At 71.3% G+C, this 16,084-nt stretch carries 6 protein-coding genes; all 6 read right to left on the bottom strand.

Going from position 1 to position 16,084, the window contains the following annotated elements; translation table 11 throughout:
* Positions 1-6 precede the first annotated feature (6 nt).
* Complete coding sequence (locus QHF84_RS27290) at positions 7-4,155, bottom strand: amino acid adenylation domain-containing protein (protein WP_281316368.1); 4,149 nt, start codon at positions 4,153-4,155, stop codon at positions 7-9.
* Entirely contained in the window at positions 4,148-8,764 is a 4,617-nt protein-coding gene (locus tag QHF84_RS27295) for a non-ribosomal peptide synthetase (protein WP_281316369.1), read from the bottom strand. Before QHF84_RS27295 ends, QHF84_RS27290 begins: the two co-directional genes overlap by 8 nt.
* A gap of 6 nt (positions 8,765-8,770) precedes the next feature.
* The gene (locus QHF84_RS27300) at positions 8,771-14,008 is read right to left on the bottom strand and encodes a non-ribosomal peptide synthetase (protein ID WP_281316370.1); all 5,238 of its coding nucleotides are present in this window, start codon (positions 14,006-14,008) and stop codon (positions 8,771-8,773) included.
* Positions 14,009-14,074: 66 nt separating this feature from the next.
* A complete protein-coding gene (locus QHF84_RS27305; protein WP_281316371.1) occupies positions 14,075-14,902 on the bottom strand; it encodes a methyltransferase domain-containing protein in 828 nt (275 codons plus the stop codon).
* 31 nt (positions 14,903-14,933) lie between these two features.
* Positions 14,934-15,821 (bottom strand): aminoacyl--tRNA ligase-related protein, encoded by an 888-nt coding sequence (locus tag QHF84_RS27310; RefSeq protein ID WP_281316372.1) that lies wholly within the window; start codon positions 15,819-15,821, stop codon positions 14,934-14,936.
* Positions 15,811-16,077, bottom strand: a complete 267-nt coding sequence (locus QHF84_RS27315) for a hypothetical protein (RefSeq protein WP_281316373.1) — start codon at positions 16,075-16,077, stop codon at positions 15,811-15,813. Before QHF84_RS27315 ends, QHF84_RS27310 begins: the two co-directional genes overlap by 11 nt.
* Positions 16,078-16,084: the final 7 nt, after the last annotated feature.

The following is a 16,084-nucleotide window of genomic DNA, read 5'->3' on the forward strand; positions in this document are numbered from 1 at the left end:
TGGATCTCACAATCTGGAGGCGAGGGCAGGGGAGGTCGCGGCGTCCAGGCGCCGCGCGAGTTCACGCGCGAGGGGCCCGACGTGAGGCTCGCGCAGCATCGAGAAGTGGTTGCCGGCGACGACGACCTCCTCGACCGGACCGGTCGTCACCTCGCTCCACGCCGTCCGCGGCACGGCGCCTGGGCGCCGTTCGCCCGCCCAGAACACGGTGATCGGCACGTCGATGCGCGGCGGGCTGACGCCGACGAGGAGCCGCGCGTGGTGGTCGACGAGGTCCATCTCGCGCAGAAGCACGTCGTCGGGCAGCGAGGTCACGAGCAGCCGGCGGGCCCGCGCCCAGCCGAGCATCCGCGCCCGCCGCTCGGGCGCGGGCACACCTCGCAGCGCCTCCGCGAGGTCGCGCTCCAGGCGAGGCGCGTGTTCGAGGAGGTCGTGCGTGAGGGACGCTCCGCAGAGCGAAGCGAGCTCGTCCAGGGCGCTCGGCGTGTAGGTCACGCCGGCCGGCAGCGTGAGGGCATCGAAGAGGAAGAGATGTCGCACCGGAACGGCGGCCCGCCCGAGCTCGTCCGCCACGAGGGTCGACAGCACGCCGCCGAAGGACCACCCCCCGAGGAGGATCGGCCCGCCGCCCGCCGCGCGCGCGGTGATGGCCGCCGCGTAGGCCCGCGCCATGTCTTGCATCGCCTCGAGCTCCCGCTCGCCGGTGGTGCATGCCCGCGACTCGACGCCGTAGACCCTCATCGCCGGCCGCGCCTCGCGGACGAGCTCCGCGTAGGCCGCGGCGCGCCCGCCCGAAGGGTGCAGCAGGAAGAGCTGCGGTGTCGCGCTCCCGCGATGAAGCAGGACGAGCGGGCCGCCCTGGCTCGGCTCGTGGCCTGCGCACTCCACGCGGAGCGCCAGCGCTTCGATGCACGGGGCCTCGAACAGGGCGCTCACCGGCAGCGTCACGCCGAGCTCCTCCCGCAGGCGGTGCATCAACGTCACGGCGAGCAGGGAATGCCCGCCCAGATCGAAAAAGTCATCACGGACGCCGAGCGAGTCGACGCCGAGCACCCCTCTCCAGATGGCGAGCATCCGGCGCTCCGTCTCCGTGCGCGGCCCGGTGCAATCCCGCCCCGAGGCGCGGACCGTCGGCGCGCGCGCCTGGAGCGCGCTGCGGTCGACCTTGCCGCTCGTATTCCGCGGCAGCTCGTCCACGAGCGCGAAGGCCGCAGGCACCATCGCCGATGGGAGCCGCTGTCGAAGCTCGGCCATGAAGCGAGCCCCCACGTCCTCGGGCGCGCCGAGATCGGCCGCGCCCGCGACGCAGACGAACGCGACGAGGCGGGCGCCGCCGGCGCTCCGGCGATCGACGACGACACACGCCTGCCGGACGAACGGCAGCGACTCCATCGCGGCCTCGACCTCACCGAGCTCGATGCGGTAGCCGCGGATCTTCACCTGATCGTCGAGGCGGCCGAGGTACTCGAGCTCGCCCCGATCATCGAAGCGCGCGAGATCTCCCGTGCGATAGAGGCGCTCGGGCGCCGCGCCGCCCAGCCGCGCGTACGAGAATCGGGCGGCGTCGAGGTCGGGGCGGTGGAGATATCCGCTCGCGACGCCGGGTCCGCCGAGGCAGATCTCGCCCACGGCCCCGTCGGGGACCGGCTCGCCGTACGCATCCAGCAGATGGACGCCGGCCCCTCCGATCGGGCGCCCGAGCGGCGCGCCGCCCTCGGAATCACGCTCGTGCTCGATCTCGCCCATCGTGACGAGCACGGTGGCCTCCGTCGGGCCGTAGAGGGTCATGAACCGCGTCCGCGCGTTCGGCCGAGCCGACGACCATGCCCGGAGCACGCGCAGGTCGATAGCCTCGCCGCCGAGCATGATGCACCGCACGGACGAGAGCCCGCTCTCCGGCCGGCGCAGATCCGCGTCGACGAGCGCCCGAAACGCCGTGGGCGTCTGGTTCACGACGGTCACACGCTCGGACGCGATGAGCTCGAGGTAGGCCCCCGCCGAGCGTGCCGTGGCCTCCGGGACGATGACCAGGCGCCCGCCGTGGAGCAGCGCGCCGCACATCTCCCAGACCGAGAAGTCGAACGCGTGCGAGTGGAAGAGCGTCCAGACATCGTCTTCGCGGAAGTCGAAGCTCTGCCGCGCGCCCGCATACAGCGCCTGCACGTTGCCGTGGCTGATCGCGACGCCCTTCGGGTTTCCCGTGGTGCCGGACGTGTAGATGACGTACGCGCGATCGCGACTGGAGAGGCCTTTCGGGATGGCGCCGCGCTCCGTGGAGCCGGAGCCCACGACGGGCCGCACGCCGAAGGGGGCGAAGCGCGAGGACAGCTCCTCGCTCGTGACGACCACGCGCACGCCGGCATCACGGAGCACGAAGCCGATCCGCTCGTCGGGGTGCGCCGGATCGAGCGGAACGTAGGCGGCCCCTGCGTACCAGGCCCCAAGCATCCCGATGACCAGGGCGGCCGATCGGGGCACACAAACGCCGACGTGATCGCCGCGGCCGACGCCCTGGGCCGCGAGCTCGCCCCCGAGAGCGGAGGCGCGCGCCACGAGCTCGCCGTAGGTCATCTGGATGTCGCCGTCCGTGAGCGCCACGCGCTCCGGGGTGGCAGCCGCGATGTCCTCGATGACGCGCGTGAGCGGCCGTTCGTCGAGGATGACGGGGCTGCCCCTGCCACGCGCGACGAGCTCTGCACGCTCCTCCGGCCCGACGGTGGAGAGGCGCGAGAGCGGCACGTCGGGTTGCATGCATGCGCCGCTCGCCAGGCACGCCCACGCCGACGCGAACGCGAGGGCGAGCCGCTCGCCGATCCGATCACGCGCGTAGACGAACCGGGCGCCGAGGTCGCCGCCTTTGCGTTCGAGAAAGACGCTCAGATCGAAGATCGCGTTGGGCCACGCGCACTCGAAGGGCTCGAGCGTCGCGTCGCCGAGCCTCGGCAGGTCGTCGAGATCGTCGCCCGCGCTCACGGAGACCTGGAAGATCGGGTTGCATCCGGGGAGGCGCGGCGGGCGCACCCGCTCGACGATGGCCTCGAAAGGCACCTCCGCCATCGCGGAGGCTTCGAGGATACGCGCGCGTGTTCGGCGCAAGAGGTCGCGGAACGTGCCGTCGCCGTCGACCGTGAGCCGGACGGGCAGGACGTTCACGAAGAAGCCGATCACCCCCTGGAGATCGGAGCGCTCGCGGTTCGCGAAAGGAGCGCCGAGCACCAGGTCGTCCTGCCGGAGGAAACGCGCGAGGCCGGCCGCGGTGAGCGCGAGCGCGCCCATGAACGGGGTACACTGCTCGGCTCCGAGGAGCTTCGCGAGCCTGCGCGACGTGTCGGGCGCGAGCTTGATGCTCGTCTCCGCGGCCCGCCAGGTGCGCTGGTGGGCGCGCGAGGTCGAGGCGACCGGGAGCGACGACGTGAGAGGGCATCCTTCGAGCGCAGCGACCCACCGCTCGAGCAGCGCCTCGTACGCCGCCGCAACACCGGGGCTGCGCTGCCCGATCGCGTAATCCGCGTACTGCGCCGCGTGCGGCGTGTCCACCGGCGTGCCGCCCCGGCGCGTTTCCTCGTAGGCCTCGATCAGCTCGCGGAGAAGGATGCCTCGGGACCATCCGTCGTAGACGACGTGGTGGAAGAGCAGGAGGAGCACGTGATCGTCCCGCGCGATCCGTGCGAGGAGCACGCGGAAGAGCGGTAGCTCGTCCAGCGTCGAGGCCTGCGCGGACTGCTCTTCGAGCCACTGCCGGACGGCCTGCTCGCGGCCTTCGGGCGCGACCGAGGAGAAATCCTCGAGCGTGACGGCGACCCGGAAGGGAGGCTCGATGCACTGCACGAAGCCCTCGGCGTCACGGACGAACCGCGTGCGAAGGATCTCGTGTCGCCCGACGATCACGTCGAGCGCGCGTCGCAACGCCTCGACGTCGAGCGCCCCGCGCACGCGCAGGCACTCGGGCACGTTGTAGCGGGGCGAGCGCGGTTCGAGCTCGTTCGCGAAGAGCAGCCGCCCTTGCGCGAAGGACACGGGCGCGCGCCGCGCACCACGTGCCTGTGGCCTCTCTTGCGGAGAGGCCACGTCCGAACGGCCTCTCAGGAGCCCGAGCAGCGCCCTGCGGCGCGCCGGGTCGAGGGCCGAGATTCGTTCGAGGAGCTTGTCATTCATGGTCATCCTCCCTCAGCGCGCTCACTGCATCGTCGTCGAGCTGCTCGATCGCCTCGAGCAGCCGCTCCAGGTCTCCGTCGCCGGGCACGGCGTCGAGGTGCTCGGCGAGCGCCGACGCGAACGCCTCGAGCGTGGGCACCTGGAAGATCAGCGCGAGCGGCACACGCACCGGCAGCTCCTTCTCCAGCCTCGCGACGACGCGCGTTGCGAGGAGCGAGTGCCCTCCCAGGTCGAAGAAGCTGTGATGGACGCCCACGCGCTCGACGCCGAGCACCTCGCCCCAGATCCGCGCGACGAGCCGCTCGAGCTCGGTGCGCGGCTCGACCAGCGCGGCGAGCGTCGCGCCCGCGTCCGGCGGCGGAAGCGCCGCCCTGTCGAGCTTCCCGTTCGACGTCACGGGCAACGCGCGCAAGAAGACCCACGCGGCCGGGACCATGTAGTCCGGCAGCTCGGCGTGGAGGGCCTCGCGCAGCGCGTCCGCTTCGAGGCGCGCGCCTTCTTCGACGGCGACGTAGGCGACGAGCCTGCGATCCCCCGGGCGATCTTCGCGGAGCAGCACGGACGCCGCGTGGACGCCGGGTTGTGCTGCGAGCCTGGCCTCGATCTCGCCGAGCTCGATCCGGTAGCCACGGAGCTTCACCTGGCCATCGGTTCGACCGAGATACTCGATGCTCCCGTCGGGGCGATGGCGGCCGAGGTCGGAGGTTCGATAGATCCGCTCGACCGTCCCCTCGGCGAAACGATGCTCGAGGAAGCGCTCGGCCGTGAGCTCCGGGCGGCCGAGGTAGCCGCGGGCGAGCCCCACGCCGGCGAGGTACAGCTCGCCCACGAGGCCGGGCGCGACGGGCTCGTGGTTTCGGTCGAGCACGTACACGCGCATGTTCGCGATGGGGTGCCCGATGGGCACGACGTTCGCCGCGTCTTCAGGGGCGCAGGGCCACGCGGTCACGTCGACGGACGCCTCCGTGGGCCCGTACAGGTTGTGGAGCGGGCACGAGAATCGCTGGAAGAAGCGCCGAACGAGCTCGGCGCCGAGCGCCTCGCCGCTCGCGAACACGTGCCGCAGCCGAGGACAAGCCGTCGAGGAGCCCACGTCGAGGAAGGCCTCGAGCATCGAGGGAACGAAGTGCGCCGTCGTGACGCCTGCGGTGCGGAAGAGCTCGGCGAGGTACGCCGGGTCGCGGTGTCCTTCCGGGCGCGCCACGACCATCCGGGCGCCCGTCATCAGCGGCCAGAACAGCTCCCAGACCGAGACATCGAAGCTGAACGGCGTCTTTTGCGCGACCCGATCCGAGGGCTCCAGGTGATACGCCTGCTGCATCCAGCGCAGCCGATTCACGATGCCGCGGTGCTCGACGGCGACGCCCTTCGGGCGCCCCGTGGAGCCCGACGTGAAGATGACGTACGCGAGGCTCGACGGATCCGCGTCGAGCGCGGGCGTGTCGACCGCGTGTTCGGGCGTCGCGGGCGCGTCGGCGTCGACGACGACGACCCGCGCATCGGTGCGTGGGATACGCGAGCAGAGTGCGGCCTGCGTGACGATGACGCGGGCCCCTGCGTCCTCCACCATGTGCTGGATGCGCGTCGGCGGGTAACTCGGTTCGAGCGGCAGGTACGCGCCTCCCGCGGCCAGGATGCCGACGAGCGCGAGCACGAGCTCCATCGATCGCTCCAGGAAGACGCCCACCACGGCGTCCCGCCCGACGCCCTCGCGTCGGAGCCGGCACGCGAGCCGCGCGGCGCGATTCCACAGCTCTGCGTAGGTGAGCGTCACGTCCTCGAACTGCAGCGCAATCGCGTCCGGCGACTGCATCACCTGTTCGTGAATCAGAGACGCGAGCGTGGTCTCCGGACCGAGGTCCGTGTCCGTCGCGTTCCAGCGCCGGAGCACGAGATCGACCTCGTCGCGAGAGAGCATGGGCGCCTGCGCGACGCGCGCCCCCGGCGTGGCGAGCATCGCGTCGAGCAGGTGGATCAAATGCTGCGCCGTCCGCTCGCGCTGCGCGTCGTCGAACGCATCGACGGCGGCGTCGATGTCGAGCACGAGGTCCCCGGTCCCGACGAAGTCCTGCAACTGGACCGTGAGCGCCTCGTTCGCGTGCCCGTTGTGGTGCACCTCGACGCGCGCCGGGTGCCCGGCGAAGCGTGGGAACGTGGCGTTCTGGTAGTTGAAGTACACGTCGTAGGCCGGCGCCGCGCCCGACCTCCGCACGGGGAATCGGCGGTGGCGCAGGACCTCCAGCGTCTCGGCGCGCACCTTCGTGGCGAGGTCGGCGAAGGTGTCGTGATCGAAGACCTCCACTTCGAGCGGACACACGTGGGTGAAGAGGCCGACGGTCTGCTCGAAGCCCTCGGGGCGGTCGCTGAAGGGTTCGCCCACGCGGAGCCGGCGCTCGCCGGTGGCCCGGTAGAGGTAGGCGAAGAGCGCGGTCTTGATCGTGATGGCGGGCGAGAACAGCCCCATCTCCGAGGTCGCGCGCCGAACGCGCTCGGAGCGCTCGCGTCCGAGGTGTACACGTGTGCGTCGCGTGCGCGTCGTCGTGGGCGCGCTGCTCTGCCGGTAAAAGCGGGGCAGGACGACCTCGCGGGCGAGCTTGTCGGACCAGTAACGCTCGTCGCGCGCATGATCGTCGGACGCCTGGTAGGCACGCTCGACCTCGATCCGGTCGGCGAACGGGCGCGCGTAGCTCGCAGGCGGCGGCGATCCGGGCGCCGTGTAGAGCTGCTCCACCCGCGCGACGAGCGCCCGCAGCGACCAGAGATCCGCGAAGATGTGGTGGATGTCGACGTACCAGATCCACCGCGCCTCGCCGATCGCGAGAAGGGCGGTACGGAACGCCGCGCGCCCGAGGTCGTGGGGCTCCTTGCGGGCCCGCGCGAGGAAGCGCTGCGCAGCCTCGACCGGATCGGGCTCCGACGCGCAATCGACGATGGGAACCTCGACGGCCCCGGGCGGGAGCACGCGCCGGTGTGGAGCGTGTTCGCTCCGCTCGATGACGCTCCGAAGCGCGTCGCTCTCCGCGACGGCGCGCTCGAAGGCCAGGGCCAGCCGCTCGGGAGCGACGCGGCCGTCGATCTCGACCGTGGCGGAGACGCGCTCGAAATAACGCTCGGCTCCCTCACGCAGCTCGTGCGCGAACCAGAAGAGCCGTTGCGCCTCGGTGAGGCCGTCTCCGGCCACCTCGGGCGCCGCGCGCCAGGGCGCCTCCGGCTCGACACACGCGCGCTCGAGGGTCCGGACGAAGTCCCGCGCGAGCCGCTGGACCAGGGCCTCGTCGAGCACGCCGGTATCGAGCTCCCAGAACGTGCGCAGCTCTCCGTCGAGCTCGATCGCGAACACGGCGAGGTCGAGGCGCGCCGCGCCCGTGTCCGCCTCGCCGAGCCACGGGCGGATCGATAGCTCGCCCGAGCTCGCTTCGAGCTCGCCGCCGTCCTGCATCGCGAAGGCGACCTGGCGCAGGATCGGGCGGCTCAGGTCGCGCTCCGGACGGACGATCTCGACGATACGCTCGAAGGGGACGCGGCCGTGCTCGAACGCGTCGACGACCACGCGGCGCGCTTCGTCGACGAGGGCGCGGAGCGATCCGGCCCGCCCCGCGCGCACCCGGAGCACGAGCGTGTTCACGAAGCAGCCGATCAGATCGAAGAGATCGGGGTGCGACCGGCTCGACGACGGCGTGCTGACGATGACGTCGTCCGCGCGGCAGTGGCGCCCGAGGGTGGCCACGAAACTCGCGAGCAGGAAGACGAAAGGCGTCACCCGCTCCCGCGCCGCCGCGGCTTTGACGGCTTGCCAGAGCTCGCCTCCCAGCGTGACGTCGAGGGTGCGCCCGGCGCGCGTGGGCGTGGACGCGCGAGCTTTCGATCCCGGCCAGACGAGCGTCGGGAGCGGCGCCGCCAGCGTTTGTCGCCAGTACGCCTCGTCCATCGCCCTGTCCTCGGACCGCGCCTCCTCGAGGACATCGGTCGTGTAGTCCGCGTATTGCATCGGGAGCGGCGCGAGCGCGGGCGATACGCCGCGCCGCAGACCGTCGTAGAGGGTGAGCGCGTCGCGCCAGAAGATGGGGATCGAGGCGCCGTCGCTCACCAGGTGGTGCATCACGACCGCGACGATCCACGCGTCGTCACCCGCCCGCGCGAAGGAGATCCGCGTGGTCTCCCCCTCGGCGATCACGAGCGGCTTCCGAAGCGCTGCTCGAACGAACGCCCGCGCGGCCTCGCCGTGCAGGTCGCTCCCGGACCGGGGCAGCTCGACCTCGACGAAGCTCCCGCGGAACGTGGGCAGGACCCTGGCCGCCGCGCGTCCGTCGACCTCCAGGAACGCGGTCCGGAGCACCTCGTGGCGGTCGGCGACCCGCCGGACGGCCTCCTGGAACAAGGGCACGTCGAGGTGCCCTCGGACGACACGCACGTCCGTCACGTGGAACGTGGCGGTGCCCGGCGAGAGCTGTTCGAGGAACAGAATCCGCTCCTGGGCCGGCGACAACGCGCCGCGATTCGCTTGCGGACGCCGCATCGTGCGCGGCGGATCGGCTTCCGGATCGGCCTCGTCGAGGAGGCGCTCCAGGAGCTCGACGTCTTCCTGCGCGAGTAACTTTGCGCTCGACATGACTGCTTACCTCCGTCCTGCGTTCGGGGGGTCCTCGGCCGCGGTCTTCGCGGCGACGTGCCGCAGCGTGGCGGCGACCGCTTCGAGGCGTTCCGGGCTCGGGTTCGCGCTCCGCACGGCCTCGGCCCAGCCGGAGAGCGTCGGCGCCGCGAGCAGCCGGGAGAGCCGCACCTCCACGCGGAAGATGCGCGAGAGTCGCGCGGCGAGCCGGGCCGCGAGGAGCGAGTGCCCGCCGAGCGCGAAAAAATCCGACCCGCGGTCGAGGTTCGGCGTCGTCAGCGAGGGCGCCCAGAGCGACGCCACGATCTGCTCGATGACGTCGAGATCCCGCTCGACGCGCGCCTCTCGTCGAACGGGGAGGCGCGCGAGGCGGCCCCGATCGAGTTTGCCCGAGCTGTTCCGCGGGATGGCCTCCAGGCGCACGAACGCCCCGGGCACCATCGCGGACGGGAGGCGCGCGCTCACGAACGATCGCAGCGCCTCCGACGCGTCCTCGCGCGCGTCCGCGGCGCCCGCGCCGAGGACCACGAACCCGACGAGCGCCGGACCCGAGGGCCCGTCTTCCAGCGTCACGGCGGCCTGTACGACCCACGGATGCTGCTCGATCGTCCGCTCGACCTCGGAGAGCTCGACGCGGTGCCCCCGGATCTTCACCTGCGCGTCGGTGCGGCCGCGCAGCTCGATCAGCCCATCGTTCCGCACCCGAGCGCGATCCCCGGTCCGATAGACGCGCTCGGTGAAGGCCGCGAGCGCGGGCAGGGGGCCGAATCGCTCCGCGGTGAGCGCGGGCTTGCCCCAGTAACCCGTGGCCAGGAGCTCGCCGCCGATGCAGAGCTCGCCGACGACGCCCGGCGGGCACGGCGATCCGCGGTGATTCACCACCCAGACCGGCTTGCCCGGCAAGGCGCGGCCGATGGGCACGTTCGGGCCCGGGGAAAACGCGCCGCCGCAATCGTGGAACGTGGCCGTGATCGTCGCCTCGGTTGGTCCGTACGCGTTCACGAGGCGCGGCGGCCTGCGCGCGCGCTGCCATCGTTCGAGCGCTCGCCGGCTGAGCGCCTCCCCGCCGACGATGACGAGCCGCAAGGACGGCGCGGCCGTGAAATCGAGGCCCGAGAGTTCGGTCAGCAGGTGAAAGTACGCCGTCGGGATGTCCGCGACCGTGATCCGGTGCGACGCGCACGCGTCGAGGAAAGCCGCGGGCTCCCAGAGCTCGTCGCCCCGCAGCACGACCGTCGCGCCGGTCGCGAGCGCGCCGAAGATCTGCTCGAGCGACGCGTCGAAGCTCGGCGCGCCGAACTGGAGGATGTGGTCCTCGGGCTCGAGGGCCCAGGCACGCGCGATGGCATCGATGTGGCCCGCGAGGGCGCCGTGCGAGACGACGACGCCCTTGGGCGTCCCCGTCGTGCCGGACGTGTAAATCAGGTAGGCCGCTTCTCCTTCGTGATGCGACACGGGCGCGGCCGGCTCCTTCGTTTCGCCGTCGCGGAGCACGTCGGCGCGCGACGCCGGCAGGCCAAGCGAGGCCACGAAGGCGTTCCCTTTCGCGTCCACGACCGCGGCCCGGGCTCCGGCGTCCCCGACGACCATGCGCAGGCGTTCGATCGGGTCTTCCAGCGAGAGGGGGACCGGGACCCCGCCGGCTCGCCAGATGCCGCAGAAGGCCGCGAGCCACGCCACGTCGCGGGAAAGGCAGATGACGACCCTGTCCCCGCGCCCGAGGCCGATGCTCTGCAGGTCGTCCGCGATGCGGGCGCTCCACGCGCAGAGCTCGCCGTAGGTGAGCTGCGAGCGCGCGTCGATACCGGCGACGGCCGACGGGTTTTTCCGGGCGACCTCGTGGATACGTCGGAGCATCGGGACATAGGCCGCAGGCCGACCCTCGCCACCGGCGGGCGGCGCGACGCCGTCGACGAGCGAAACCTCGAAGACGGGCGTCGTGTCGTGGGACACGATCGCGCGGAGAATGCGCAGGTAGAGCTCGGTCCACCGGGCCACGCTCGCCCGTTCGAAGCGGGTGGCGTCGAAATGGAAGGTGGCGGCATACGCGTCGCCCTGCTCGGCCACGCTCAGCACCACTTCGTACTCGGCCGTCGCGTGCAGCGGGCCGTAGCTCCGCAGTACGTGGCCATGAATCGACACCTGCGCGTCCGGCACGCCGAGCGCGACCGCGCCGAGCCCCTCCATTTGCGGCGTCTTTTCGAGCACGAACAGGGTCGACGCGAGCGCCCGGGCGTGGTCGCCGCCGCGGCGCCGGAGCCGCTCGAAGACGAGCGACAGCGGCGCATGCGCGTGCTCCAGAGAATCCCGGAGGGTCGCGCCGTTCCGGCGCACGAAGACGGCGAGGGGAGGGTTGTCGGAAAGATCGGCCCGCAGGACGAGCGTGTTCACGAAGAAGCCGACGGTGGCCGAAAAACCGCGCGTCGGGCGGCCGTGCGCCGGCGTCGCGACGGTCACGTCGGTCGCGTCCGCGCTGCGCGCGAGGAGCACCTGATAGGCGCTGAGCAGGAGCGCGAACGGCGTGAGCTTCGCCCGGGCGGCCGCGGCGCGGAGAGATGCGCCGAGGGCTCCGTCGATTCCGAAGGCGTAGGTCTCGACAACCGACTGCGGCGGCGCCTCCGTCGTGGTGTCTTGCGGGAAGCCGACGGGCTCCTCGAAGGACGCGAGCGAACGCTCCCAGAAGTCGAGCGCTTGCTCGCCCCGCGGGCTCTCGATCCAGGCGCGCTGCCAGGCGACGAACTCGTCGTAGGAGCGCGGCGTCGAGCGGGGCTCCGCGCCGGTCGCCGTGCGGACCACCTCGTCGAGGATCACGCCGAGCGACCACAGATCGCAGAGCATGTGGTGGGCGGCGAGGAAGAGGACATGCTCGCCCTCGGCGCGCTCGTACAGGGCCGCGCGGACGAGCGCACCGCCGACGACCTCGAACGGCCGGGCGGCCTCGCGCTGGAGCGACGCGCGCACCTCCCCGTCGCCCGAGCCGGCGGACGCCACGACACACAGGGGCGCAGAAAACGTCGCGTCGACGACCCGCCGGGCCTCACCGGCCGCGTCCACCTCGACGCGTGTATGGAGCGCGTCGTGCCGTGCGCTCACCGTGTCGAACGCGCGGCGCCACGCGTCCGGAGGGATCGAGGCGGGCACGCGGACCGCCACCGCGACGTTGTAGGTCGTATCCTCGGGCGCGCATTGGTGCAGAAAGACGAGCGCCTTCTGCCCGAAGGAAAGCTCCCCCGACCGTCCGGGCGCCGGCGAGGCCACGCGCGCAGGCTCCGCGCTCGCGAGGCTCGTCTCGAGGGCACGCGTGATTGCGTCGACGGTGGTCGCGTGATCCAGCTCCTCGCAGGCCCGCATGTCCGCTGTGAGCGCATCGAGCGCCGCCGCGAGCTCGGCCGTGGCCATCGAGTCCAGGCCGTAACGCGCGAGCGGTTCGTCGGGGTCGATCGCCTCGGTCGGCAGGCCCGCGAGCGACGCGACCAGGCCCGTGACGAGCCGGCGCAACGACGCCGCGCGCTCGGCGGGCGGGAGCGCGGCATAGGCGGCCCGGTCGAGCGCTGCCGGAGGGGCGGCGAGGTCACGGGGCGCCTGCTCGTCCCGGCCGAGGAGCGGAAGCGCGCCGGCGAGGAGCTGCTCGCGGGCCAGGAACCGCTGAACCTTGCCGCTCGAAGTCTTCGGGACCGAGCCCGCGGGCACGAAGGCCACGGTGTCGACGTGCACGTCGTGATCGTTCGCGACCGCCTCGCGCACGACGGACGCAAGCGCCTCGACGTCGAACGATCCCGCGCGTGTGTCGGTCTCCAGGACCAGCGCGACCCGCTCGGCGTCGCCGTCGTCCAGGGCGAACGCGGCGGCGCCCCCAGGGCGCAGCGACGGGTGCGCGGCGACCGCGCTCAGCTCGACGTCCTGCGGGTGGACGTTCCTGCCGCGGACGACGAGCAGATCCTTCCGGCGCCCCGCCACGTGCAGATGGCCGCCGCGCAGCACGCCGAGGTCACCGGTGCGCAGGTACGTCGCGCCGTCCGGGCTCGCGGCGAGCCTCGCGCGGAAGGTCTCCTCCGAGAGCGCCGGCTTGCCCCAGTAGCCCGCGCCGACGCTCTTGCTTCGAACCCAGATCTCCCCGACGTCCCCCTCTTCGAGCGCGACGCGGCGCTCCGGCTCGACGATACGCACCTCGGTCCCGTCCGCCGGCGGGCCGCAGTCCACGGGCGCGAAGCGAAAGGCGGGCTCCGCAGGCTCCGGCGCGAAGAAGCCGCCCGAGACGAGCAGGGTCGCCTCGGCGAGGCCATAACATGGGAAAAGCGCCTGGCGCCGGAACCCGGAGCGCTCGAAATGGGATGCGAAGCGATCGAGCGTGGTGCGTCGCACGGGTTCGGCGCCGTTGAACGCGATCTCCCAGGAACCGAGATCGAGCCGATCGCGGTCTTCCTCCCCGATCTTGCGCACGCACAGGTCGAACGCGAAGTTCGGCCCGCCGCTCAACGTGCCGCCGAATCTGCTGATCGCGGAGAGCCATCGCAGCGGGCTGCGCAGGAATGCGCGTGGCGACAGCAGCGTCGCCGTCCCCCCGCAGAACAGAGGCTGCAGAATCCCGCCGATGAGCCCCATATCGTGATAAGGCGGCAGCCAGCTCACCACGTGGGTCGCGTTGCTCGTGCGGAACGTCCGCCGGATGCTCTCGAGGTTCGCGAGCAGGTTCGCGTGCGTGAGCATCACGCCTTTCGGAACGCCGGTCGAGCCGGAGGAATATTGCAAAAATGCGATGTCCTCCGGCCGGCGGCGCGGCGCTCGAAACGCGGCGTCCGCGCATCCCGGAGCGTCATCGACGGTGATCCATGACAAACCGTGCAGCTCGGGCGCCACGCTTCCCATGAGGCTCTTGAACGAGGCGATCTCGGTCGTGGTCAGCACCGCGTGCACGTCCGCGTCCCGCGCGATGGCCGAGAGGCGCGGCAGCGTGCGATCGAGGCGCGACGGATCCGGGGGATATGCCGGCACGGCGATGACCCCGGCGAGGATGCATCCATAAAAGGCCGCGAGGTAATCGAGGCCGGGGGCCAGGAAGAGGAGCACGCGGTCGTTAGGCCGTAGCGTCTCCCCGAGCCGCGCCGCGACGCCCCCCGCGCGGGTGAGGAGATCCGCATGGGTCCACACCTCCTCGTCCTCCGCGCCGTCCGGGAGGAAGCGATATGCGATCTCGTCCTCGTACCGCTCTCCCTGTTCCTGAATGAGATCGACCATCGTCCGCATGAGCTTTCCCTCCTCATCCGCGAGACCGGCGCAAGGTCGCCCGTGCGCCGGGCCTCGCGGGGCGCCTCAGCGTGGCTTCTGCCCACACACCATCACGAGGGGCCGCAAGAAAAACGGCTCCTCCGCGCTCAGAAAGGCGGCGACCTCCTCTCGGAGCGATTGCATCTCCTCGGCCGTGATCAGGCCGAGGTTCAAAAGCGGCAGCGCGAGGTTCGGATCGAGCTGCGCTGCGAACGGGCGAATGCCCTTCCCGCCGCTGTGTTGAACCAGGATCTCGACCTCGATGTCCGCGAAGCCGGCGCACCGGAGCACGCGCCAGAGCTTGCGTCCGATGTAGACGTCGGAGCCCATCGCCGCGTTCGCTGCGCTGGAGCGCTCGCGGATCGTTCGATATCGTGGGATCATCGGATCACTCAGCGTCGCGAGGTCCCAGTCGATGTCCAGGATGAGCGCTCGGCCGCCGGGGCGCAGCACGCGCATGATCTCGGTCGCTCCCGCCACCGGATCCTCGAGGTGCTGGAACACGAGGCGCGCGATGGCGAAATCGCACGAGCCCGATTCCACGGGCAGCTTTGTCGCCGTCCCGTCGAGGATGCGATGGGGCGTCGAGATTCGATCTGCGAGGTAGGCCTCCGCGTACTTGCGCAGGGGCTCGAATGGCTCGACCGCGGTGATGCGCCCGTTCGGCACGAGCTCGCCGAGGAGCTCCGTCATGAAACCGGGGCCGCTACCCACTTCGAGGACGTGCATCCCGTCCTCGAGCCCGAAGGAGCGGAGAGCGCGCGCTTCCCGGTCCCACCCGGCGAACGCCACGCTGTGCAGACGAGAGATCTCGAAATCGATCTCGCCGTCCATGGTCGGTGCTACGTTGTCATACCATTTGTGTGCAGCCACGTCTTTTTCCTCCTTCGTGCCGAGCCGAGAATCACCCGTCGCGCGACGCGGCCAGGGCCTCTTCGAGCCTCGGCCACCGATCGGGGTCTTTTCCGAAATGTTTCGTGATCGCGTGGATCCACCGCTCGATTCCGAACGCCACGCAGCCGCTCTGCGCCGGACGCCCATCACGCTCGATCACGAACGTCGCGCCGAAATGGTCCTGGTGCAGGTTGACCGAGCCGATGGCCACGCGCCCCTCGTAGGTCATCTCGACCTTCGTCGGGAGCAGGCGCTGCATGAGATGCTTCGAGCTCCGCGAGGGCATGAAGAACGGATCGGTCGCCGTCAACCACGCAATGGGAAGGCCGATCGCCTCTTGCCACCGCGCGACCCAGGCGCGCGTCTGCGCGAGGAACTGGCGGACCTCGTCCGCCGTCCCGATGCACACGATCTCGCGCATCGTGAATGCGCGCTGCCGCACGAGCGGCTCGAAATGGTCCTCCCGGCGATAACACGTCGCCCGCACGGTGAAATACCGCGCCCTGTCCGAATTTGTGGCCTGCGCGTGGATGTAGATCGGATAACACGCAGCCGGAGTGAGCACCGCATCGATGGTCGCGGACGCCGTGAGCGCGAGCCCCCCGTCCGGCCGGAGGACATCGCCTTCGACGAAGCGGCGGAGGTTCTCCTCGGCGTCGTCGAGCGAGACGGGGAACGTCGCGAGCTGCGGGAACGAACGAAAATAATCGAGCCGGTGCAGCTCGGCGGCCTCGATCATCGGCGGGAAGCGGTGCTCTTTGGCCTGAAAGGCCTCTGCGATCTGCAAAAAACTCCGGTCGAGGCGCTCGGCGAGATCGAGGAGCGGCCCGCTCAGCGCGCTTTGACCGGTGCGCAGCCACGTCAGGCCAATGGCCTCCAGCGCGGGATCAACGTGCATGGGTCACCTCCGGGGGCCGCATGGAGAACAGGCGTTCGACGATCGCGTCGATCGACGCGAGATCCGCGGGCGTGAGAGCCTGCATATCGAGCGGCTCGCCGCGCAGGCTCTCGATGAAGACGACGAATTCGGCGATGTCGAGCGACGTGACGAGGCGCTCTTCGAGCAGGAGCGCCGCGTCCGTGAACCCGTCCGCCGAGGCGACGCGCCCGCGGCGGCTCCGCACCCAGCGGCGAAGGCTCTCTCGAATTTCCATTTCATTC

Source organism: Polyangium sp. y55x31 (genome assembly GCF_029946505.1).
Lineage (GTDB): Bacteria > Myxococcota_A > Polyangia > Polyangiales > Polyangiaceae > Polyangium.